This window comes from Streptococcus suis, from assembly GCF_017601095.1.
In the GTDB taxonomy this organism is placed as follows: domain Bacteria; phylum Bacillota; class Bacilli; order Lactobacillales; family Streptococcaceae; genus Streptococcus; species Streptococcus suis_Z.
In genome coordinates this window covers 152,284-174,747 of record NZ_JAGFUX010000004.1, presented here as the reverse complement: position 1 = coordinate 174,747, position 22,464 = coordinate 152,284, and the positions used below count along the sequence as shown (strand labels likewise).

19 protein-coding genes are annotated in these 22,464 nt (G+C 44.4%); 8 read left to right on the top strand and 11 right to left on the bottom strand.

The genetic code is table 11. From position 1 onward, the window contains the following. Positions 1 to 23: 23 nt before the first annotated feature. A complete protein-coding gene (locus J5566_RS04980; RefSeq protein ID WP_208562359.1) occupies positions 24 to 1,067 on the bottom strand; it encodes a diacylglycerol kinase family lipid kinase in 1,044 nt (347 codons plus the stop codon). A 10-nt stretch (positions 1,068 to 1,077) separates the two neighbouring features. Continuing rightward, positions 1,078 to 3,036 carry an NAD-dependent DNA ligase LigA gene (gene ligA / locus J5566_RS04975; RefSeq protein WP_208562358.1) on the bottom strand — a complete coding sequence of 653 codons (1,959 nt, stop codon included), beginning with the start codon at positions 3,034 to 3,036 and terminating at the stop codon, positions 1,078 to 1,080. A 124-nt stretch (positions 3,037 to 3,160) separates the two neighbouring features. Here ligA and J5566_RS10680 point away from each other — a divergent pair, with 124 nt between their 5' ends. The 6 genes from J5566_RS10680 (at position 3,161) to J5566_RS04950 (ending at position 7,857) form a co-directional block, all read left to right on the top strand. After that, a complete protein-coding gene (locus tag J5566_RS10680) occupies positions 3,161 to 3,292 on the top strand; it encodes an SPJ_0845 family protein (RefSeq protein WP_279630949.1) in 132 nt (43 codons plus the stop codon). 5 nt (positions 3,293 to 3,297) lie between these two features. Beyond that, on the top strand, positions 3,298 to 4,203 hold the full coding sequence (locus tag J5566_RS04970; RefSeq protein ID WP_208562357.1) for a permease: 906 nt from the start codon (positions 3,298 to 3,300) through the stop codon (positions 4,201 to 4,203). Continuing rightward, positions 4,200 to 5,015 (top strand): TIGR03943 family putative permease subunit, encoded by an 816-nt coding sequence (locus tag J5566_RS04965; RefSeq protein WP_208562356.1) that lies wholly within the window; start codon positions 4,200 to 4,202, stop codon positions 5,013 to 5,015. The genes J5566_RS04970 and J5566_RS04965 overlap by 4 nt, the downstream gene beginning before the upstream one ends. Before the next feature lie 78 nt (positions 5,016 to 5,093). Then, positions 5,094 to 6,581, top strand: a complete 1,488-nt coding sequence (gene zwf, locus J5566_RS04960; RefSeq protein WP_208562355.1) for a glucose-6-phosphate dehydrogenase — start codon at positions 5,094 to 5,096, stop codon at positions 6,579 to 6,581. A 42-nt stretch (positions 6,582 to 6,623) separates the two neighbouring features. After that, positions 6,624 to 7,298, top strand: a complete 675-nt coding sequence (locus J5566_RS04955) for a DNA alkylation repair protein (protein WP_208562354.1) — start codon at positions 6,624 to 6,626, stop codon at positions 7,296 to 7,298. 1 nt (position 7,299) lies between these two features. After that, positions 7,300 to 7,857 carry a GNAT family N-acetyltransferase gene (locus J5566_RS04950; RefSeq protein ID WP_208562353.1) on the top strand — a complete coding sequence of 186 codons (558 nt, stop codon included), beginning with the start codon at positions 7,300 to 7,302 and terminating at the stop codon, positions 7,855 to 7,857. 28 nt (positions 7,858 to 7,885) lie between these two features. Here J5566_RS04950 and ftsY read toward each other — a convergent pair whose 3' ends face one another. The 5 genes from ftsY to rnc all read right to left on the bottom strand — a co-directional run bounded on the left by ftsY (position 7,886) and on the right by rnc (position 15,084). After that, positions 7,886 to 9,160 (bottom strand): signal recognition particle-docking protein FtsY, encoded by a 1,275-nt coding sequence (gene ftsY / locus J5566_RS04945; RefSeq protein WP_208562352.1) that lies wholly within the window; start codon positions 9,158 to 9,160, stop codon positions 7,886 to 7,888. 1 nt (position 9,161) lies between these two features. Beyond that, a complete protein-coding gene (locus tag J5566_RS04940; RefSeq protein ID WP_208562351.1) occupies positions 9,162 to 9,974 on the bottom strand; it encodes a Cof-type HAD-IIB family hydrolase in 813 nt (270 codons plus the stop codon). After that, positions 9,964 to 10,776 (bottom strand): Cof-type HAD-IIB family hydrolase, encoded by an 813-nt coding sequence (locus J5566_RS04935; RefSeq protein WP_208562350.1) that lies wholly within the window; start codon positions 10,774 to 10,776, stop codon positions 9,964 to 9,966. Before J5566_RS04935 ends, J5566_RS04940 begins: the two co-directional genes overlap by 11 nt. A 79-nt stretch (positions 10,777 to 10,855) precedes the next feature. Then, positions 10,856 to 14,395, bottom strand: coding sequence for a chromosome segregation protein SMC (smc, locus tag J5566_RS04930; RefSeq protein WP_208562349.1), 3,540 nt, complete (start codon positions 14,393 to 14,395; stop codon positions 10,856 to 10,858). 2 nt (positions 14,396 to 14,397) lie between these two features. Further along, entirely contained in the window at positions 14,398 to 15,084 is a 687-nt protein-coding gene (rnc, locus tag J5566_RS04925) for a ribonuclease III (RefSeq protein ID WP_208562348.1), read from the bottom strand. A 175-nt stretch (positions 15,085 to 15,259) separates the two neighbouring features. On the opposite strand from rnc, the gene J5566_RS04920 reads away from it, so the two are divergent. Beyond that, positions 15,260 to 16,258, top strand: a complete 999-nt coding sequence (locus tag J5566_RS04920) for an acyltransferase family protein (RefSeq protein ID WP_208562347.1) — start codon at positions 15,260 to 15,262, stop codon at positions 16,256 to 16,258. Between the two features lie 21 nt (positions 16,259 to 16,279). Here the strand turns inward: J5566_RS04920 and J5566_RS04915 are convergent, their stop codons facing one another. After that, positions 16,280 to 17,320, bottom strand: coding sequence for an ArsR/SmtB family transcription factor (locus J5566_RS04915; RefSeq protein ID WP_208562346.1), 1,041 nt, complete (start codon positions 17,318 to 17,320; stop codon positions 16,280 to 16,282). 11 nt (positions 17,321 to 17,331) lie between these two features. Beyond that, the gene (locus J5566_RS04910) at positions 17,332 to 18,603 is read right to left on the bottom strand and encodes an MFS transporter (RefSeq protein WP_208562345.1); all 1,272 of its coding nucleotides are present in this window, start codon (positions 18,601 to 18,603) and stop codon (positions 17,332 to 17,334) included. 273 nt (positions 18,604 to 18,876) lie between these two features. Between J5566_RS04910 and J5566_RS04905 the strand changes: the two genes are divergently transcribed. Beyond that, positions 18,877 to 20,364, top strand: coding sequence for a DUF1846 domain-containing protein (locus tag J5566_RS04905; RefSeq protein ID WP_208562344.1), 1,488 nt, complete (start codon positions 18,877 to 18,879; stop codon positions 20,362 to 20,364). An 82-nt stretch (positions 20,365 to 20,446) separates the two neighbouring features. Here J5566_RS04905 and ptsP read toward each other — a convergent pair whose 3' ends face one another. Together ptsP and J5566_RS04895 are read right to left on the bottom strand one after the other, a co-directional pair. Further along, positions 20,447 to 22,180, bottom strand: coding sequence for a phosphoenolpyruvate--protein phosphotransferase (ptsP, locus tag J5566_RS04900; protein WP_208562343.1), 1,734 nt, complete (start codon positions 22,178 to 22,180; stop codon positions 20,447 to 20,449). Between the two features lie 4 nt (positions 22,181 to 22,184). Next, positions 22,185 to 22,448 (bottom strand): phosphocarrier protein HPr, encoded by a 264-nt coding sequence (locus tag J5566_RS04895; RefSeq protein WP_018378296.1) that lies wholly within the window; start codon positions 22,446 to 22,448, stop codon positions 22,185 to 22,187. Between the last annotated feature and the right edge of the window lie 16 nt (positions 22,449 to 22,464).

Sequence of the window (22,464 nt, the reverse complement as noted above, 5' to 3'; positions counted from 1 at the left end):
AGAGCCTTTTGGCTCTTTTCTTCCTATTTAATAGTCTTATCAAACCGGGCTGATTCTTCCAAGAACTTTCTGGTCATCTGTTCCAGATTGAGTTCTTCTGTATCAACCGTAATCGCATGATCGGCAATCTCATCCGTATCAGCAAAAAATTCAATATGGTTCTTGAGGTTAAATAATTCCACAGGTGCATTACCACCATACTCGCCATCCAAGTTTAACAACATCGGATGTTGAGCATCCAGAGAGCGAACATGCAATGACTTTGTTTTAATATATTCAATCTTATCGCTATCGATATGTTTGCCTCCATCAATGACCAGTCGAATCAGGTGCAATATCTCAAACAAATTATCGGTTTTTACCATAATCAAGGTAAACTGCCCATCGTCTAGCTTGGCATCAGGGACAATCTGTTCAAAACCTCCTATAGAATTGGTCAAAGCGACGAACATCATAGAAATCTTGCCTTCAAAAATACCATGATCATGCTCAACCAAGACAGGTGTGAATTGAACTTGTGGCAAAAGCTCTGCTCCTTTTACCACATATGCTAAATACCCGAACATTGTCTTAAGTTGACTTGGTACACTGTAGTTCAATTCTGTCAGAGTTCCTGCGGCAGCGATATTAATGAAGTAATGTTCTTGATAAACTCCTTTTTTATGGTTCTTAGCCAAGCCAATATCCATCAAAATCGTCTGATTTTTGCCAATCAATTTAGCTGCTTCAACTGGATTACCACGAGGGACCTTGAGGGCACGAGCATAGTCATTGGTGGTTCCTGTCGGAATGATAGCCATTTTAGGTCGTTTTTCTAAAGGAGCAATTCCATTGACCACTTCATTAATGGTTCCGTCTCCGCCCGCTGCGATAATCAAGTCAAATCCCGCTTCTGCTGCTCGTTTCGCCTCATTCTTGGCAGAATCTTTTGCAGCGGTTGTCTGGAAAGCAGAGGTTTCATAGCCATAACTTTCTAGAATTTCCAGTACGTCTGCCACATTTTTCTTCATGATTTCCTGACCAGAGGTTGGATTATAAATCAATCGTGCTCTTTTTTGAACTTCCATATTCTATACCTTAGAGGCTTTCTAGCCAAGCCTCGTCTTTTATTTCAATACCTAATTCCTGTGCCTTGGCTAACTTGCTTCCCGCGTCAGCACCTGCGATGACCATATTGGTCTTTTTGGAAACGGACCCTGCTACCTTGGCACCCAAGGCTTCTAGCTTAGCTTTGGCCTCTCCCCGCTTCATCCGTTCCAACTTACCAGTCAAGACAACTGTTAGTCCAGACAGGGCAGCATTTTCATCTGCCACCTGTCCTAGATAGGTCAAGTTTACGGCATTTTCCTTAAGTTCAGCTAAAAGTTGCTGGGCACCTGAGCTGGCAAAGAAGCTGGTCAGGGACTTGGCAATCACCTGGCCCAATCCTTCTAGGGAAGCAATCTCGTCTTGGCTGGCTTGAGCTAGGACTTCCAAGTCGCCAAAGTTTTCCAGCAAAATCTTACTGGCCTTACTGCCGACATGACGAATGCCCAGACCGAACAAGAGCCGTTCTGCTGAATTTCCTTTTGATGTCTGAATGGCCTGATAGAGCTTGTCAGCTGATTTTTCTTTGAAGCCTTCCAAGGTCAATAGGTCATCAACAGTTAATTTATAAATATCTGCAACATCGTGTACCAAGCCGGCTCCAAAGAGTTTTTCAACAATGGACGACCCTAGACCAGCGATATTCATAGCATCACGGCTGGAAAAGTGTTCTAGTTTGCTCATCAACTGACTAGGGCAGATGGGATTGATACAACGGAGGGCCACTTCATCTTCGTAGTGTTGCAAGTCGCTCTGACAAGACGGACAGTGACTTGGAACAGGCATGACTTCCTGCTCAGACCGATATTTATCTACCACTTTCAGAACAGCGGGGATAATGTCCCCAGCTTTGTAGACAATGACCGTATCACCAATACGGATGTCTTTTTCTGCGATGTAATCAACATTGTGCAGAGTGGCGCGACTGACTATCGTTCCAGCTAGCTGAACAGGGCTGAGGTTGGCAGTCGGAGTAACGACACCTGTTCGACCGACGGTCCAGTCAACTGACAGGATTTGGGCTTCTTTTTCCTCGGCTGGAAACTTGTAGGCCACTGCCCAACGAGGTGCCTTAACGGTAAAACCTAGTTCCTCTTGGATAGCTAGGTCATTGACCTTAATCACGATACCGTCGATTTCATAGGGCAAATCTTCTCGACGCTCTGCCATTTTTTCAATAAAAGCCCAAACATCATCCATGCTGTCGGCCAACTGGTAGTCGTGATTAGTCACAAAGCCCAGAGCATCCAGTTTTTCCAGCACTTGTGACTGGCTGGTCGCTTCAGAGGGGCTAGCCTCTTGGTAGAGGAAGGTAGCGAGACCACGCTGGGCCACCACTCCCGTATCAAGCTGGCGGAGGGTCCCTGCTGCTGCATTTCGTGGATTGGCAAACTCTGCCTCACCTGCCTCCTGACGTTGTTGGTTGACGCGGTCAAAGGAGGCCTTTGGCATATAGCATTCGCCACGGACAGTAACATCGACCGCCTGAGGCAAGGTCAGGGGAATGTCTGCCACACGCTTGAGGTTTTCGGTGATATTCTCACCGACACTACCGTCACCACGTGTCGCACCTACTACTAGACTGCCTGCTTCATAGGTCAGGGAAATGGACAAACCGTCAATCTTGAGTTCACAGATATAGGTCGCCTGTGGAAATTCCTTGCGAACACGTTGGTCAAAGGCATCCAATTCCTCACGTGAAAAGGCATCCTGCAAGCTAAAAAGAGGATAGACATGGCTATATTTTTCAAAACCGTCTAAAATTTTGCCACCAACGCGGTGGGTCGGACTGTTAGGCAATACCAAGTTTGGATGAGCCATTTCCAGTTCCACCAATTCTCGATAGAGCTTGTCATATTCAGCGTCGGAAACGCTAGGTTTATCTAGTTGATAATATTCTTTGGCATACTGGTTGAGCAGTTCCACCAGTTCTTCAATTCTTGTTTTCATATTGTACATTATATCATGAAAAATAAGGGACTGGTCATTTAACACTTGGATCTGCTTTAGATTTTTTAGATAAATTTGATAAAAAACGGTATAATAAAATCAACATAATTTTTGGAGGTGGCTTATGCCTGTTACTTATAAACGTCAAGATGATTTAGAGAAATTATTTGAAACCTTTGCATCATTTGATGAGATGGAAAAAGTGGAATTTCCGGATCCAAAATCAGCTCCCCAGCAAGATGAAAGTGCTGAGTAGGCCATATGTTTGGTTTTGAAAACTTGCCTACTTCCATCCTGCAAGCTGGTGCGATTTTCCTATCCATTATCATCGAGGCCCTGCCCTTTGTTTTGATTGGTTCCATCCTGTCCGGTTTCATCGAGGTTTTTGTCAGTCCTGATCTAGTTAGATGCTTTCTGCCTAAACAGCCAATTTTAGCTGTTATCTTTGGAAGTTTTGTTGGTTTAATTTTTCCTTCTTGTGAGTGCGGTATCGTCCCTATCGTCAATCGACTCTTGGAGAAAAAAGTCCCACAATACACCGCCATTCCCTTTTTAATCACAGCTCCTGTGATTAATCCAATTGTACTGTTTGCGACCTTTATTGCTTTTGGAAATTCCTGGATCTTTCTTATCTATCGTGCCCTTGGCTCACTATTGCTTGCCATGGTAGTGGGCTTGATTTTGGCTTATTTTGTCAAAGAGCCTATACTAAAGCGTCCTTTAGAAGACAATCGCCAGCATAGCTTGGTGACAAAATCAATTTGGAAAAAAATAGGACATGCTCTTATACACGCCATTGATGAGTTCTTTGATACGGGGCGTTATTTAGTATTCGGTTGTTTATTTGCCAGTCTGGTGCAGGTCTATGTTCCGACAGCCTTGTTAACCAGTATCGGACACAGTCCTCTAACAGCAATTTTACTGATGATGGTTCTTGCTTTCCTACTCTCGCTTTGTTCAGAAGCAGATGCTTTTATCGGAGCATCTTTGCTGTCTAGTTTTGGTTTTGCGCCAGTAATGGCCTTTCTCATCATTGGCCCTATTGTCGACGTCAAAAATCTTCTGATGATGAAATCCTATTTCAAATCATGGTTCATCGGTGCTTATGTCGGTCTAGTGTCTTTACTTGTCCTTGTCTATTGCTGGTTGATTGGAGGTCTAGTATGATTCGATTTTTGGTATTAGCAGCATATTTTGAAATGACCATGTATCTCTACGTGTCTGGTAAGTTGGACCAGTACATCAACTTGCACTACACCTACTTGGCATTTTTATCCATGATTCTCGCTTTTATCTTGGCGCTAGTGCAATTAGTTGTCTGGATGAAGCAATTGGAAACCCACAGTCATTTAACCAGTCGGTTGGCAAAAGCATCTAGCATCTGCCTTCTACTGATTCCCTTAGCAGTTGCCTGGCTTTTTCCAACGGTGAGCCTCGATTCAACAACTGTCGCCGCCAAGGGCTATCATTTCCCTTTAGCTGCTGAAAATGACACTGCTACTCAGGCCCAAGAAGGGACAACCGTGCAATACCTGAAACCAGATACATCCATTTACTTTACAAAATCCACCTACCAATCTGAAATGCGTGAGATTGCTGACCATTATTTAGCCCAGGAAAAAATCCAGATTACCAATGAAAACTATATGGAAGTCATGGAAGCCATCTATGATTTTCCAAGTGAATTTTCAGGAAAAACGATTGAAATGGTCGGATTTGTCTACAATGACCCTGACAATAGCCAGCAATTTTTCCTCTTCCGCTTTGGCATTATCCACTGTATCGCTGACTCAGGTGTCTATGGTTTATTGGTGACTGGCACCAACCAGACCTTTTCAGATAATAGTTGGGTCAAAGTAGAGGGGACAATTAAAGTGACTTACCATACAGCCCTTGGACAGAGTTTGCCAACCATAGAAACCCAAAGTATCCAATCGGTCCAGGAACCTGACAACCCCTATGTTTATCGCGTTTTTTAAGAAAATCCTTGCAAAAAGTGAATTTTCTGACAATTTGTGGTATACTATTACTGATATTCAACAGATAGGAATGAAATTATGTCATCACATGTATTGTTTACAATTTTTGGTGCTAGTGGCGACCTTGCCAAGCGCAAACTCTATCCATCCCTCTTCCGTCTTTATAAGGCAGGCCATATCCGAGAAAATTTTGCAGTAATTGGTACAGCTCGCAGACCTTGGACCAAGGAATTTTTTGAACAAACTGTCATTGAATCACTAGGTGATTTGCCTGACACACCACGTCAAGCTCATGAATTTGCAAGTCATTTCTACTACCAGAGCCATGATGTAAATGATACCGAACATTACGTTGCTCTTAGAAAATTACAAGATGACTTATGTGAAAAATACGACACTCAGCACAACAAAGTCTTCTTCTTATCCATGGCTCCTGAATTCTTCGGAACCATTGCCAAACATCTCAAATCTGAACAAATCGTTGATGGACAAGGTTTTGAACGCTTGATTATTGAAAAACCTTTCGGAACTAGCCTTGCTACAGCTACCAAACTCAATGATGAATTGGCAGCAGCCTTCAATGAAGACCAAATCTACCGTATCGACCATTACCTAGGTAAGGAAATGGTGCAAAATATCTTTGCGGTTCGCTTTGCCAATATCATTTTTGAGCATATCTGGAACCGTGATTACATTGATAACGTTCAAATTACATTTGCTGAAGCGATTGGTGTTGAGGACCGTGGGGGCTACTACGATCATTCTGGCGCCTTAAAAGATATGGTGCAAAACCATGCCCTCCAAGTTCTTTCCCTTTTAGCAATGGATAAGCCAGCCAGCTTCAAAGAGGAAGATGTCCGTGCGGAGAAAATCAAGGTCTTCCAACACCTTCGTCAGCCTTCTGATGAGGACCTCAAGCGCAACTTCATCCGTGGCCAATATGAAGCAGGTTCCATCGACGGAAAAGACTATGTTAGCTACTTGGATGAACCCAATATCGCAGAAGGTTCTCAGACGGAAACCTTTGCAGGAGGTGTCTTCTTCGTTGATACCGACCGCTTCCGTGATGTTCCCTTCTTCTTCCGTACAGGTAAACGCCTGACCGAAAAGGGTACGCGCGTGACCATCACTTTCAAACATGCGGAAGATATTTTTGGTCAGCCTTCTGAAGCCAATGTCTTGACCATCTTCATCCAACCAACTGAAGGCTTTATGCTCTCTATCAACGGTAAGGAAGTTGGTTCCCACTTTGCTCTTACTCCTGCCAAACTCAACTTCCGCCACAATGCAACGGCACTTGGTAATTCACCTGAAGCCTACGAAAAACTATTTTTCGATGTGCTAAATGGTGATTCTACTAACTTTAGCCATTGGGAAGAAGTGAAAGCAAGCTGGAGCTTGATTGACCGCATTGTTGATTTGTGGGCAAATAACCAAGTCCCACTCCACACCTACCCAGCAGGAACCATGGGACCTGAAGCAGCCTTTGATTTGCTAGAAAGCTACGGCTGCAAGTGGGTTTGGACACCTGATGTCTGGTATCGTGAACGTGGCTTATTGAAATAATATATGAAAACTGGAGCCATCCAGTTTTTTTCGGAGATATTTATGACTGAACTAAATACCATTCTCACCCAACTTGAAGCAGCCAGTCATGCTGGCACCCTCAAGCGCTATGAAAAAATTGGCGAAACCAAGCCCTACTACGGCGTTCCTATGGGAGCTATTTCTGGTATCGCCAAGGCCTATAAAAATCGACTGGACTTGTTTGTTCCACTCTGGCAAACAGGGGTCCTAGAGGCACAATATTTAGCCATTCAAATTGCCAAAAACAAGCCTGACCAGCTTCCCCAAGCTGACCTAGAAAACTGCCTCAATGGAGAGGTTTCAGTCAATGTCTTAGACAAGCTGGCTTCTATCATTCTCAGCAAACGAAAAGACAGCAGGGTTTGGGAAGAAACCTTGCTTGCCCAAAAACCAGCTATCTTTCAACGCCTAGGCTGGTTCCTCCGTGCCAAATACTTTGCTGGCAAATCCGCTTCAAATCAAGAAATTGAAGAAACTCTAGACCAAATTCGCCAGCATTTGCAAACCGCTGACCCGCTTGTCCAATGGACCATGAACCAATGCTTGGTGGAGATTGCAGTTGCCTATCCTGACTATCTGGAGCAAGGTCTTGCAATCGGTCAGGAACTTGCTGTCTATTCCGATATGAAGGTGCCAAAAGGCTGTACTTCTGCCTATGCTCCCGACTGGATTGAGGCATTGTTGAGGAGGAAATGAGATGCAACATAAAGGAACTCAGATTTTAGAAACAGAACGACTAATTTTGCGCCCTTTTCAAGCAACAGATGTTGAGCCCGTTTTCCAAAACTGGACTTCAGATGAAAAGGTTAGTACCTATCTGACCTGGCCAACTCATCAGACACTCCAAGATACTGAAGACTACGTCCAGTTCTGTCTTCAATCCTATTCACAAGAAAAAGCGTACAGGTGGGTAATTGAGCTCAAAGAAAATCAGCAACCTATTGGAGATATTTCCGTTGTCAGCCTTGATGAAAGAGTCCAAGCTGCTGAATTGGGCTGGGTGTTAGGCAGTAAATGGTGGGGACAAAATTATATGCCCGAAGCGCTTGAAGCAGTCACTCACTTTCTGCTGGAAGAAGTTGGTTGTTTACGGATTACGGCTGTTCACGATAGTGAAAATCGTCCTTCTGGTCGTGTCATGGAAAAAGTTGGTATGACCTATGAAGGAACGCTCCGACAAGCCGCTCGAAACAATCGTGGTATTGTGGATATTGCCATTTACTCCCTACTGCATACAGATAAGAAAAGTCGCTAGTTTTTCAACTAACGACTTTTTTTCAATATTACACCAATCCCTCTAAAAGTCCACGCATGAACTCTTCGGATTTAAATTCTCCAATGTCATCGATTTTCTCACCGAAACCTATCAGTTTAACAGGAATATCCAACTCCTGACGAATAGCCAGAACGACGCCACCTTTTGCAGTACCGTCTAGCTTGGTCAAAACAAGACCTGTCAATGGAGTAATTTTCGCAAATTCCTTGGCTTGACTAAGGGCGTTTTGTCCTGTCGAGGCATCTAGCGCTAAGAGGGTTTCATGCGGTGCATCAGGCAGAGTCCGCTTGATGATGCGACCGATTTTTTCCAGCTCTGCCATGAGGTTTTCTTTATTTTGCAAGCGACCTGCTGTGTCAATCATGAGAATATCCACGCCTTCTGCCACGGCACGTTTTACCCCATCAAAGACCACGCTGGCTGGGTCTGACTTTTCAGGACCAGTGACCACTGGCACATCGACACGACGTCCCCACTCGACCAGCTGGGCTACCGCACCCGCACGGAAGGTGTCCGCTGCGACCAACATAACCTTCTTGCCAGCCTGCTTGTACTTGTAGGCCAACTTACCGATAGACGTCGTCTTCCCAACACCGTTGACACCGACAAAGAGCATGACCGTTAGGTCGTCTTGGAAGTTGATCTGCTCGCTGAATTGACCGTCTTTTTCGTAAATATCCACTAACTTTTCGATGATAACCCGGCGGAGTTCTTCCGTCTTTTTAGCCTTCTGTAGCTTGGCTTCATAGCGGAGCTCCTCTGTCAGCGTAGAAGCAACTTGCACACCTACGTCTGACAAAATCAGCATTTCTTCCAACTCTTCGAAAAATAATTCATCAACCGAACGGAAGTTGGCAAAGAACTCATTGAGCCTTGCCCCAAAGCCTGTACGGGTCTTTTTCAAGGTCCGCTGGTACTTGTCCTGCTCACTTTCTTGCTCTACTGGAACAACTTCCTCAACAGGCTCTTCTTTGGCCTTGGTTTGAATAGCTGGGTCAAGCCCCAGCTCCTGTGCTTCTTTGACACGGGCCGCAGCAGCCTCCTTGGCAGCATAATACTGGGCCATCATATCCAAAGTCCGTTGTTTTTGAGCTTCTTGCTCTGCTGAGAGGTCTGCATTCTCCGCAGGATCCTCTGCAACAGCAGTTTCTTGAGCAACTGATTCAGTTTCAGATACTTCTGTGTCTTCACTAGAATCTAACTGTTCCGTCTCCACTTCCTCAACAAGAGAGACTTGCTCTTCTTGTTTTTCTTGTCCAAATAATCGATCAAATAATCCCATACTAGTCCTCGTTTAATACATAATGTTCGATTGCCCAGGCAATCCCATCCTCATCGTTGGTTTTTGGCAGAACAAGCTTGGCAGCCGACTTGATTTCATCAGTTGCGTTGGCCATGGCAACACCCAAACCTGCCCATGCGATCATAGACAAGTCATTACCTTCATCACCACAGGCCATGACTTCTGACTGGTCAATGCCTAGATGAGCTATCAACTTAGCCAAACCATTTGCCTTGTGGACACCTTTGGGGCTCCACTCAAGTAAAATATCACGCGATTTGAAAATCTCAAAACGTTCGTGCAATTCCGCAGGAATTTTCGGAATTTGTGCATCCAAGAAATCTGCATCTACTGCTGATACTGCCTTATTGTAAACGAAGTCCTCTGGCAATTCGTCATCAGTCACCTTGATTTTATTCAAAAGAGGGTTAGCAGTTAAATAGAGAGATTCGTGGGCAGCTGGTAGAGAGTATACATCCCCTCCATAGACTGCATCAAGTGGCAAATCTAACTCATTGGTCACCTGACGAATGGCACGCACTTCCTCGATGGTAAAGCCTACCTTATCCAAAACCCGACCTGTATTTTCTTGAACCAGACCACCATTAAAGGTAATGGAATACTGTTCTTCACCCAGCAAATCCAATTCTTCCAAAAAAGCGCCAATGGCTTGTAAGGGACGGCCAGTTGTCAAAACCACATAGACACCTCGATCACGTGCAGCCTTTAAAGCTTTTTTATTGGCCTCTGAAATCCGTTTATCCGATGTCAGCAAGGTTCCGTCCAAGTCCAACGCAATCAACTTAATTGCCATTTACTAATTCCTCCATGTATTCTATGACAGATTCATCATCACAATGACCAATGACTAGGTCTGCTTGAGCCTTTACCTCATCTATGGCATTCGCAGTTGCGATTGAGACTGCTGCCTGTTTTAACATCTCCAGATCATTTTGGTTGTCTCCAAAGGCAATTAGATCATCTCCTGTCAATCCAAAGTGTTGGCACAACTTAGATATGCCAATTCCCTTGTGTACACCTGACAAAATAATATCAATCGAAGTAAATCCAGTCGTTACCGCAGTTAATTGTTGAAAATGTTGATTTATCCATTCTTGCGCTTCTGCTCGAATATCCTCACCAATATAAAGATTTAACTTGATAATATCTTCTGAAATATCCTCAAATCGTGGAAGCAGGACAATGTCTTGGTAATAATCTGATAGCTCCTTGTATAGCTTATCTTCTAAAGTTTCCAGCATATAAGATGCCTTCAAGCCAGACAAGGTAACATGTTGTGGAGCCACATAACCACTCTTAACCAGCTTTTCCACCAAGGATAGATAAGTCTCTGGCTCGATCGGATCATCTAAATAAATAGTTTGATTTCGATAAACGACTACAGCCCCATTTTCAGCTACCAAGGCAATATCATCTAAAAATTCCTCGAACAACTGTTTGAGACTCGGCAGAGAACGCCCACTTGCTGCTACAAACAAGTAGCCATTTTCCTGAAATTTCACTAGCAAATTCCGCAGGCGAGTGGCATCAAATCCATGGTCATTTCGCAAAAATGTCCCATCCATATCTGTCGCGATTATTTTCTTATACGTCATCTTCTTCCCCTTTTCCTACTCCTTATATTATACCATATCCACAGACAAAACCCTTGAGAAAATCCCAAGGGTTCTAAGTCTATTTTGCAAAATCCTCCACATCTTTCAGTTTAACCGAAACAATCTTGGACACGCCAGATTCCTGCATGGTCACCCCATACATGGCATCCGCCGCCGCCATAGTCCCTTTCCGGTGGGTCACGACGATAAACTGGCTATCCTTGTCAAAGCGATTGAGGTAGTCCCCAAAACGCTTAACATTTGCCTCATCCAAGGCTGCCTCCACCTCGTCCAAGATGACGAAAGGAATGGTCTTGACGCGGATAATGGAAAATAGCAGAGCGAGGGCCGAGAGGGCTTTTTCGCCACCAGACATCAGGTTGAGCGATTGGATTTTCTTACCCGGAGGCTGGACAGATATCTCCACACCCGCAGTCAGTATGTCTGGACTGGTCAACATCAAGTCCGCAGAGCCACCGCCAAACATCTGTTTGAAGGTCGTTTTGAAACTTTCGCGAATGGCTTCAAAGGTCACTTTGAAGCGTTCCTTGACTTCATCATCCATCTCATGAATAGTATTCAAAAGCAAATCACGCGCCGACAAAATATCCGTACGCTGTTCATTGAGGAAGGTCAGACGGTTATTGACCTCATTATACTGCTCAATAGCATCCAAGTTAACTGGTCCCAAGGCACGAATAGCTCGCTCCAAGTCCTTGACCTGTCCCTCTGCCTGAGCCAGATTCTCCACTGCTTTGGCCTTACTTTGAGCTTCTTCAAAGGTCATCTTGTATTGCTCACTTAGATTGGACAGCAAGCCCATGAGCTTGTCGCCAGCCTGCTCACAGTCCGCTTCTAGCTTAGCCTGCTTGCGAATCAGATCATCATTCTTCAAACGAGCCTGGTCCAAGCGACCTTCTAAGTCTTCAAACTGCCCGTCAATATCTTCCAATTCAAACTTGAGACGAATCTGAATTTGATTGGTTTCTGTTTGTTTAGCAAGGGCTGCTTGCAGTTGGTCTTGTAAAACATCAATGCTGGTATCATCCATAGCAACGGTTTTCTGATTGATGATGTCTTCTAACAGACCGATTTCCTTTTCTGTGCTTGCTACTTCTTCCTGCAACCGTGTCAGGTCTGGCTGCTCAAAACCAAGCTGACTGACAAACTGGGTCTGGTCCAATTTCAAGCTAGACAGTTGACCTTGTAAGTTGGTCAGATTTTCTTGAATGGCATCGCGGTTGTTCTTAACTTCTTCAATCTGCTGGTTGAGCTGATCCTTCTTCGCTGCCAAGACTGTTAGGTCTTTCTTATAGCCAGCTTCCAAGTCTTTCAGTTCTGTCAAAATAGTCGGACTGGTCTGGCTAACTTGGAGGTCATATAGGCTCTTGATTTGTTGTAAACGAGCTTCTGCTTGCTCATGACGGAGACGAATTTCTTGCTCTGCCAGACGAGCTTCTTCGCCTTGGCTTTTAATCGTTTCAAGCTCTTGCCGAGCCTGGTCCAGACTAACTTTTTGGTCAGTCACCTTGTCTTCTTGGGTTTTCAACTGACTAGAAAGCTCTGATATTTCTCCAAGTAACTGGTCCAACTCAGGTTTGATGAAGGTGGTGTTATTGGTGCGATTGCTACCGCCGGAAAAGGCTCCTCCCGGACGGATTTCAGAGCCGTCCAAGGCCACCATCCGCACTTGGAACTTGGTTGCACGAGCAGCTTGGTTGGCATTGTCAACCGTGTCAAAAATGGCAATGGTTCCCAGTAAATTTTGAAAAATATTGCTGAGTCGCGGCTCATAGGTCACCAAATCGCTGGCCAAACCAAGAAAACCAGTCGCTGTCGTCAAAGTTGCCTCGTGATGACTGGCAATCTGTCGAGGCTTAATGGTGGTCAGTGGCAAGAAGGTCGCCCGTCCCTGCCGTTGCCGTTTGAGGAAGGAGATAGCCGACTTGGCAGTCGCTTCGTCCACTACGATGATATTCTGACTGGCACCGCCCAAAGCGATTTCAAGAGCCATCTGGTAGCAAGTATCGAAGGTCAAGTGTTCACTAACTGCACCGACAATGCCTCCGATAGACTGGGCATTCTGCAAGACTGCCTTGACACCCGCATAGAAGTTGGAATGGTTTTTCAGAATCGCTTCTAGGCTAGCTTGTCGAGCCTGCTTAGCCTTGACCTGATCCAAGAGGTCAAACATCATTGCCTGTTCTTTTTGGTAGGTCTGTTCTGCTAACTGAACAGCCTGAGCCTGTTGTTGATAGTCTTTCAAAAGCTGACTAAGATTGGATTCTGCCTGGCTTCGCTCATCCTGGCTCATTTCAACCTCTACCGCTACAGCTTCCTTTTCGTCCTGCAAGCGACGGACTTCTTCTGACTTGCTTTCGGATAGACGAATCTGGTTGGCAATGTCCTGCTCTACCTTGGTCAAGCTGTTAGACAGATCTGCTTCTTCTTGCAAAAGCCCCACATACTGCTCACGCAGGTGGTCCAAGACCTGCTCAGGATCTTCTGAGAAGTAGGCAATTTCTTTTTCCAACTCTGCAATCTGACCCTTGATAGTAGCCAATTTGCTGTTCAGATCTGCAATAGTTTCTGTTTTTCCTGCAACCTGCTGGCTGAGCTTGTCCCGTTTCTCTTGCAAGGTCTGCAAGCGGTCTTGGGCTTCTTGCTTGCTGGATTCGTTCTGGCTGGATTCTAGCTTGTGGACTTCGATTTTCCGTTCCAGGTCACTGATTAGCTTGGTCAGGTCCAAGAGAACAGCCTGCTCTCTCTCCACTTGCTCGGTCAAGTGGTGCCGTTGCTGTTTCAAATCTTGATTTTCCTGCTCCAAGTTTGAACGGAGCTCATAATAGTTGGTTAAATCCGCCTTAACGGCTTCCAACTCCTCCTGATTGGCTGTCAATTTTTCACGACCAGCAAGGACCTGAGCAACCAAAACGTCCAGATACAGCTCCTTACGCTGTCCATCTAGTTCCAAGAATTGTTTAGCCGTCTGGGCTTGTTTTTCCAAGGGTTTGACCTGGTTGTCAAGCTCGTAGATGATGTCTTCCAAGCGATCCAAATTATCCTGAGCCTGAGCCAGTTTGCTTTCGGTTTCTTTCTTACGGGTCTTGTACTTGAGTACCCCTGCCGCTTCTTCAAAGATCGCCCGACGCTCTTCTGGCTTGGAATTAAAAATCGCCTCTACACGCCCTTGGGAAATGATAGAGAAGGAATCCCGACCCAGACCTGTATCCATGAAGAGATCATGCACATCACGCAAACGGACCTTCTTGCCGTCAATCAGGTACTCACTATCACCAGACCGATAAATATGGCGTTCCACCTTGATTTCCTTGGACTTATCCGAAATAAAGCCACTGGCATTGTCCAAGGTCACCACTACCGAGGCATAGTTCAAAGCCTTACGACTTTCCGTCCCCGCAAAGATAACATCTGGCATTTTTCCGCCCCGCAAGCTCTTGGCAGAAGACTCTCCCAAAGCCCAACGCAGACTTTCCGTAATATTGGATTTTCCAGAACCGTTTGGCCCCACCACAGCGGTCACCCCACGGTCAAAAACCACCTTGGTCTTATCTGCAAAGGACTTGAAGCCTTGCATTTCAATTGATTTCAGATACATACTTATCCTCTGGCCTCCACCGCATTTTTGGCAGCAGCCTGTTCCGCTAATTTCTTGGAACGACCATTTCCACAACCAATGACCCGCTCCTCTGCCAAGACTTCCACCTCAAAGATCTTGTCATGGGCCGGTCCCGATTCAGAAACCACTCGGTAACTAATGGCGATTTCCCCGTTGACCTGCAAGATTTCCTGCAAGGCTGTCTTGTAGTCCGTTACCCGCTCGAAGTTTCCGACCTCTAGCTGCGGAATCATGACCTGATACAGAAAAGCCTCCACGGTCTTTTCTCCCTTGTCCAATAGCAGAGCTCCCAAGAAAGCCTCGAAAGCATCTCCTAGAATGGTATCCCGATTGCGGCCGCCAGATTTCTCCTCACCCTTGCCCAGTCTGATATAACGATCAAAACCGCAGGCACGAGAGAAACCAGCCAGAGACTCCTCCCGCACAAATGTCGAGCGAAGTTTGGACATCTCCCCTTCTGGAAAATAAGGGTATTTCTTGTACAAATATTTGGAAATAATGAGTTGAAGAACAGCGTCTCCTAAAAATTCCAGGCGTTCATTGTGTGAAATTTTTAGAAGGCGGTGCTCATTGGCATAAGAAGTATGGGTAAAAGCCGTTTCCAGCAAAGCTAAATCCGAAAAATCAATCCCAAACTCAAGAGCCAGCTTTTTTTGTAATGCGTGCATCTCCTGCTCCTTTCTAGTTTACCTGCTTAGGCAGGCTATTTACTATTATACCATATTTTTCACTGGACTTCTCCTCTTAACTTAGCTTTCCTCAAGTAGACTATCTCCTATTCTTGTAAACATTTACATATCCATCCTTTTTCGATAAAATGGAAGAAAAAAGAAGGAAGTTAACATGCCAAACAAACCAAAACCACTCAACACCTCGCTCCTCTCCCTCTTTCAATTCGTGGGAGCTGTTCTAGTCATTGCCCTCCATTGTCGCAGACTATTTGAAGCAGACCAGCTCCACTTCATCCAAAAATCCATCTTTAGTCGCATGGTCGTTCCCTACTTCATGGTCACAGCCAGCTTCTTCCTCAGACGCAACTACCCCAGCCTCTCCAAACAATACCTCATCCGCTACAGCAAACAATACCTGACTTGGTCCATCCTATACCTCCCCTTCTACCTCATCTACCTAACACTCCAAGAAATTCCCCTCCCCTACTATCCCCTCGCACTCCTGGTCGGTCTGACCTACACCGGCACCAGCTACCAACTCTGGTACATGCCTGCTTTCTTTCTAGGTCTTATCCTCGTCCATTTTTCCTTGGAGAAATGGGGCTGGCGCATCACAGCTTGTCTAGCCTGCCTTCTCTATCTTCTAGGCTCAGTCGAAACCTACGCCTCCTACCTGGCAGAATCGATTTTCCTGACCGCATTTGACAGCTACAAAACCTTCTTTTTCACCAGCCGCAACGGTCTCTTCTACGCACCGATTTTTGTCATGACAGGCTTTTATCTAGCCGACAAACTCAATCAACCCATTTTCCAATACCGACAAAAAAACAAACTACTTGTCTGCATAGCTCTTTTAACTTTTGAGGCTACAATCATCTATCTCAATCAGGGCTACGACAAAAACTTTCTATTTAGCCTGATTCCATTCACAGCCTATCTAGTCGCCTGGACCCTAACTACAGACCTCTTCCGCCAAAAGGAATTTCAATTTCTCAAAGAATACGCCAGCTATTATTATTTTATCCATGTTATCCCAGTCGAAGTCAGCTTTTTCTTCCTAGAAACTAGTTCCCTGACCAAAATACAGAAAGGCTGGCTGGTTTTCTTTATCACCATCATCACTTGCCAACTGCTCAGCTGGTTAATCATTAAGCATAAAAGAACCTTGTAAGACTAAACTTACAAGGCTTTTTTACAAATCAAAATCCTCTTTCAACTTAGCAATTACCTCTTTGAGCAGGTCGCGATTAACACTGTATTTGACATCGCTATTTTTTGTATTGAAGAGAAGTAAGTCACCGTTAATCAGCTTTTGGGTGTGGAAAGACACTGCCGCCCCTGTAATAGCCAGGCGTTCTGCAATGTCCTTGCTCTTGGCATGGGGCTTGGTCAGTTCCACCAAGACCTGATAACGCGTGCTGTCGCTGATGACTTTAAGAGCCCTTGTCAAATCATCCAGATCCAGCTCATCATTGGACAGCATAATCTGGTCGATCCGACAGGAAGCCAAAAGAGCAACCTTCATAGTGTCAAATTCTTCATTGCCGTAATAGGCAAACCAGAAACACCATGGACTGAGGACAAAAAATGGAGCATTTTCCACTCCCAAGCTATCCAAGCTGGTCATGGCTAACTGCTTGGATTCTCTGTAGAGTTTTTCAATGTCAAAATCTCTAGCAAATTCTTCCCTCTCCGCCCTTGCCTGCTCAAAATAGGGCTGGTAGATTGGGAGTAGCTTGTTCAGGAGATCGACAGACCGCTGAACTGTTTCCAGGGGATTACGGATAGCCAATGACCAGTACCACTTATCTGCCGGCTTTTTATCCGTTTTTTCCAAAAGTTCCATGAGGCTGAGGGTCTTCTCACGATGTCCGTCATTTTCAGACGCCAACATGGTCCGCATGGCATCTTCTACCTCTTCTTGCGATAAGGCCAAGATCAGCTGACAAGCCTCCTCGACTGTCTTTGGATCCTGCCCATCATTCAAGAGATAAAAATAAAGACTATGCAAAATGTTAAAAATATGTCCCCACACAAAGACTTGATTGACTTCCTGAAGAAAATCTGTCAACTTTTCTTCAATCTCATCACGAATATCCAAGGCATCTTTGAGAATGTCTTTCTCTTTCTGTGAAAAATCCGCTTCAAACGGCTCCTCACGCTCCTTGACAATCAAGGGAATAAAGAACTTTTCAACAATTTCGCTTCGGTAATCACGATAATCTAATTTCATACACATACTTTCTAAGCTTTAACAACTACTTCATTTTTAGGCCTACGCCCCACAAGAATAGTATAGCTTACTAGTCCTACAGAAAGCAAGAGGAAGATGAGGGAAATGCTTGTAACAGATAAGATTGTTACCATAAGGGCGACCAAGGCTTGACCTGCAAGCATCCCAATATTAAATATAGTCCCCATTCCTGCATTGATGGTCGCCAATTTATCTTCGGGTAGTTCATTCATTATCAGGGCATACAATTTGGGATTGATAATACCAGTCGTCATGGTAGTGACTAAGATAGTCGCCATCACAATATAAATATTATGAAGGTAGAAGCCAACAAACAGGATGACCGACAAAACTGTACAACACTTGAGCAGATTTGACAAGCTGATATGTTTGAAGAAAGCCATACCTAGACTAGATCCAAGGATGTAGCCGACAGAAAATAGATTAAAGACCAAAGCAAGAGTTATGCCAGAATTGACAATCACGAAGTCTGAAAATTCCTTCATAGACAGGATAACCAAGGGAGATATGGCAGAAAAAACTGTATTTATGCCCGCAATGGTCAGAATTGAAACCTTTAGCAGTGGAATCTTTTGAACGGCTTGATAAGATTCTTTGAGACTCTGACGCATCTCCTTGATAATGCCTGCTTCTGTTTCAGTTTGATCAGCCTCTTGGATTGGATTTTCTTTCAACAACTTGGCAAAAGCTGGACGCAGACCTGCCATAATCGCAAGGCTGACCAAGAAGGTTCCAGCGTTGAAGAAGGCTAGGTTTTGATAGGACATAAATCCGATCAGGATGGCACCGCTGGATCGAAAGACAATCATCAAGATTCCGCCCACGGTGTTCTTAAAGGCCATAGCAGTTTCACGGTCTTCTGCCTCCAAGACCCGCAGGCTAAGTGGCATATAAAGGCCGTTTTCATACTGACCAGCCAAGTCAGATAGGAAATTGACCACACAAACGACTGCTACAACCCAGAGGGCTGGTGTAAAACCCATCAAGAAACCAACAAGGGCATACAAGCCGACACGAACCAGCAGGGTTGCAAGAATGGTATCCAGTTTATTTTTAGTCTTGTCCGCCCAAATCCCGATAAAGAGGCCAGCCAAAATCGGCAAGGTTTCAGATGCGGTAATCATAGCCAAGGCAAACTTGGTATCTGGTAGAAGTAAGACATAGTTCATCAGGGCTAGGTAGTAGAGTGTGTCACCAAAGTTGGAAATCAAATCCGCTACAAAGCTGGATAGAAATAATTTATTGTGAATCAACTTTTTCATAAACATCTCCTTAAACATCAATTAAATATTTACTTAATATTATTTTACGCTTTATTTAAATAAAGTCAATATTTAATTTTATAAAAATTAAATATTTTTTAAGCAATTGTTTAATTTCCTTACTATCTGACTTTTTCTTGACAAGATTAGCACAGTTTGTTATAGTATTGTTCGGGCACCTCATTTGAGAGGTCGGAGAAAAGGCTCCCTAGTTTTAGGGAGCTATTTTTTGTTTTCCCAGAGATAAATACACATTTGGAGGACATATTTATAATGAAAAAAATCGCATTTGATTCAACTAAATACTTGAATTTGCAACGTGATCACATTTTAGAGCGTATTGCCCAATTTGAAGGCAAGCTCTATATGGAATTTGGTGGAAAAATGTTGGAAGATTTCCACGCAGCCCGTGTACTTCCTGGCTATGAACCAGATAATAAAATCAAACTCCTCCAAGAGCTAAAAGATCAAGTAGAGATTGTCATCGCCATCAATGCCAGCAATATCGAACATTCTAAGGCACGTGGCGACCTAGGCATTTCTTACGACCAAGAAGTCTTCCGCTTGATTGATACCTTCAATGATATTGATATTTATGTTGGTTCTGTGGTCATTACCCAGTACCGCAACCAACCAGCAGCAGATGCCTTCCGCAAACAGTTGGAAAAACATGGCATCAAGTCCTATCTCCACTACCCAATCAAGGGTTATCCTTCTGATATCGACCACATCATTTCACCAGAAGGTATGGGCAAAAATGACTACATTGAAACCAGTCGCAATCTGGTTGTCGTCACAGCACCTGGACCTGGTTCAGGGAAATTAGCGACCTGTATCTCCCAGCTCTACCATGACCAGTTAAATGGGGTAACTTCTGGCTATGCCAAGTTTGAAACCTTCCCAGTTTGGAACTTGCCACTCCACCACCCAGTAAACTTGGCTTACGAAGCAGCAACTGCCGACCTGGACGACCTCAACATGATTGACCCCTTCCACCTGCAAACTTACGGCAAAACTGCGGTCAACTACAACCGTGACATCGAGGTCTTCCCTGTCCTCAACCGCACCTTTGAACGTATTTTGAACAAATCCCCTTATGCTTCACCAACTGACATGGGCGTTAACATGGTGGGCTATTCTATCGTAGATGAAGAAGCTGCTATTGAGGCTTCCAAGCAAGAAATCATCCGCCGCTACTATCAGACACTCGTTGATTTCAAGGCAGAGCGGATTGGTGAGCAAGCAGTTAAAAAGATTGAACTCCTCATGAATGAAGTCGGCGTGACACCAGCCGATCGTAAGGTTGTTATCGCTGCACGCGAAAAAGCAGAGCTGACAACTAGCCCTGCCCTTGCTATTCAGTTGCCAAATGGTGAGATTGTCACAGGTAAGACGTCCGACCTCCTCAAGCCAACTGCAACTGTCCTACTCAATGCCATCAAGCAAATTGCTAAAATCGATGATGAAACACTTCTCATCGAACCAAACTACATCCGTCCAATTCAAGAATTGAAGGCAGATTATCTGGATAAGACAAATACACGACTCGATGCAAGTGAAATCCTTAACGCCCTTGCTATCACCGCACAAGACAGCCCTCTTGCTGCACGTGCCATGAAAGAATTGGGCCAATTAAATGGTAGCGAAGCCCACTCAACCGTTATCCTATCCGATGAAGACAAGAGCGTTCTCCGTAAACTAGGTATCAACTTAACCTTTGATCCTATCTATCAGCACAATAAGTTTTATCAGAAGAACTAAAGACTAAAATAGACTTGCCCCGGCAAGTCTATTTTGTGAACAGTAAAAAAAGCAAGGATTCAATCCCTGCTTTTTTCAATGATTAGTCGAAATCAACATACTCTTTTTGAAGTTCAAGAACTTCTTCTGCCGTAGCACATTCTGTCAAAGCACGGTGAGCATATTCTTCCATTTTAGCGGTGTCAAGTGTCTTCATGAGACTACGTGTACGAAGTACAGAAGTTGCGCTCATAGAGAACTCATCCAAGCCCATACCTACAAGAAGTGGAACAGCTTGTTGGTCACCAGCCATCTCACCACACATACCAGCCCATTTGCCTTCTGCATGTGCAGCTTTGATAACGTTGTTGATCAAGCGAAGGATAGACGGGTTGTAAGGTTGGTAAAGGTATGAAACTTGCTCGTTCATACGGTCTGCTGCCATTGTGTACTGGATAAGGTCGTTTGTACCAATTGAGAAGAAGTCAACTTCTTTAGCAAATTGGTCTGCAATCATTGCTGCTGCAGGGATTTCAATCATGATACCAACTTGGATATCGTCCGCAACTGCTACACCTTCTGCCAACAAGTTCGCTTTTTCTTCTTCAAGGATTGCTTTTGCCGCACGGAATTCTGTCAACAAGGCAACCATCGGGAACATGATACGAAGTTTACCATGTACTGATGAACGAAGAAGGGCACGCAACTGAGTACGGAACATCTGGTTACCAGTCTCAGAGATAGAGATACGAAGGGCGCGGAAACCTAGGAATGGGTTCATTTCGTGTGGAAGATCGAAGTAAGGAAGTTCCTTATCACCACCAATATCCATTGTACGAACCACAACAGGCTTGCCGTTCATACCTTCAAGAACAGCCTTGTAAGCTTCGTATTGCTCGTCTTCAGTTGGGAAGTCTTGTGAATCCATGTACAAGAATTCTGTACGGTAAAGACCAACTGCTTCTGCACCGTTATCATTTACACCTTCAACGTCTTTCGGTGTACCGATATTTGCTGCCAATTCAAAGTGTTTACCGTCAGCTGTAACTGTTTGAGCATCTTTTAACAAAGCCCATTCAGCTTTTTGTTTGGCATAAGCTTCACCGGCTACTTTGAATTCTGCAATCTGTTCTTCAGTTGGGTTGATAATAACATCACCTGTGATACCGTTAACAGCAAGAACATCGCCGTCTTTAACAATTTCAGTGATGTTATTTGTACCCAAAACAGCAGCGATTTCAAGTGTACGAGCCATGATAGCTGAGTGGCTTGTACGTCCACCAATGTTGGTTACAAAGGCTTTTACAAACTGTTTATTCAATTGTGCAGTATCTGAAGGTGTCAAGTCATGCGCGATAACAATTGACTCTTCATTGATAGCAGATGGGTTTGGAAGACGAACACCAAGAAGGTTAGCCAAGACACGCTTGGTTACGTCGCGAATATCTGCCGCACGCTCTTGCATGTATGGGTTGTCATCCATACCTTCAAAGATCGCGATAAACATATCCGTTACTTCTTTCAAACCAGTTTCTGCATTTGTTTTCTTAGCACGGATTGTTTCTTTAATCTGACCAACCATTTCTGGGTCAGCAAGAACCATAAAATGCGCATCAAATACAGCTGCGGCTTCTTCACCAAGGCTAGCTACTGCGTTCTCACGAATAAGAGAAAGCTCGTTTTGCGATGCTTCAAGAGCTGCATCCAAACGAGCTTCTTCTGCATTTGTATCTTCAACTGTAACAGTTTCAAATGACAAATCTGGCTGAACGAGTAGATATGCCTTAGCAACGGCAACACCGTCAGATGCTGCAATTCCTTTAAGCATTTCTGTCATATTCTTATGCCAATCCTTCTTTGTCCATTGTTTCAGTGATTGCTGCGATTGCGTCGTCAGCATCAGCACCTTCAGCAGTGATTGTTACGTCAGCACCTTGGCCAACACCAAGACTCATAACACCCATGATAGACTTAAGGTTTACAGACTTATCTTTGTAGTTCAAAGTGATGTCTGAAGCGAATTTACTAGCTGTTTGAACAAGCAAAGTTGCTGGACGTGCGTGAATACCAGTTTCTGCCACAATGTGGAAATCTTTTGAAGCCATAGTTGGATTCTCCTTT

Coding starts and splice junctions, on each gene's coding strand:
- rnc (WP_208562348.1), bottom strand. CDS start 15,084: ATGCACGCATTACAAAAAAAGCTGGCTCTTGAGTTTGGGATTGATTTT.
- J5566_RS04910 (WP_208562345.1), bottom strand. CDS start 18,603: ATGAAAAAGTTGATTCACAATAAATTATTTCTATCCAGCTTTGTAGCG.
- J5566_RS04895 (WP_018378296.1), bottom strand. CDS start 22,448: ATGGCTTCAAAAGATTTCCACATTGTGGCAGAAACTGGTATTCACGCA.
- J5566_RS10680 (WP_279630949.1), top strand. CDS start 3,161: ATGCCTGTTACTTATAAACGTCAAGATGATTTAGAGAAATTATTTGAA.
- ligA (WP_208562358.1), bottom strand. CDS start 3,036: ATGAAAACAAGAATTGAAGAACTGGTGGAACTGCTCAACCAGTATGCC.
- ptsP (WP_208562343.1), bottom strand. CDS start 22,180: ATGACAGAAATGCTTAAAGGAATTGCAGCATCTGACGGTGTTGCCGTT.
- ftsY (WP_208562352.1), bottom strand. CDS start 9,160: ATGGGATTATTTGATCGATTATTTGGACAAGAAAAACAAGAAGAGCAA.
- J5566_RS04950 (WP_208562353.1), top strand. CDS start 7,300: ATGCAACATAAAGGAACTCAGATTTTAGAAACAGAACGACTAATTTTG.
- J5566_RS04935 (WP_208562350.1), bottom strand. CDS start 10,776: ATGACGTATAAGAAAATAATCGCGACAGATATGGATGGGACATTTTTG.
- J5566_RS04905 (WP_208562344.1), top strand. CDS start 18,877: ATGAAAAAAATCGCATTTGATTCAACTAAATACTTGAATTTGCAACGT.
- J5566_RS04965 (WP_208562356.1), top strand. CDS start 4,200: ATGATTCGATTTTTGGTATTAGCAGCATATTTTGAAATGACCATGTAT.
- J5566_RS04940 (WP_208562351.1), bottom strand. CDS start 9,974: ATGGCAATTAAGTTGATTGCGTTGGACTTGGACGGAACCTTGCTGACA.
- zwf (WP_208562355.1), top strand. CDS start 5,094: ATGTCATCACATGTATTGTTTACAATTTTTGGTGCTAGTGGCGACCTT.
- J5566_RS04980 (WP_208562359.1), bottom strand. CDS start 1,067: ATGGAAGTTCAAAAAAGAGCACGATTGATTTATAATCCAACCTCTGGT.
- J5566_RS04920 (WP_208562347.1), top strand. CDS start 15,260: ATGCCAAACAAACCAAAACCACTCAACACCTCGCTCCTCTCCCTCTTT.
- J5566_RS04955 (WP_208562354.1), top strand. CDS start 6,624: ATGACTGAACTAAATACCATTCTCACCCAACTTGAAGCAGCCAGTCAT.
- smc (WP_208562349.1), bottom strand. CDS start 14,395: ATGTATCTGAAATCAATTGAAATGCAAGGCTTCAAGTCCTTTGCAGAT.
- J5566_RS04915 (WP_208562346.1), bottom strand. CDS start 17,320: ATGAAATTAGATTATCGTGATTACCGAAGCGAAATTGTTGAAAAGTTC.
- J5566_RS04970 (WP_208562357.1), top strand. CDS start 3,298: ATGTTTGGTTTTGAAAACTTGCCTACTTCCATCCTGCAAGCTGGTGCG.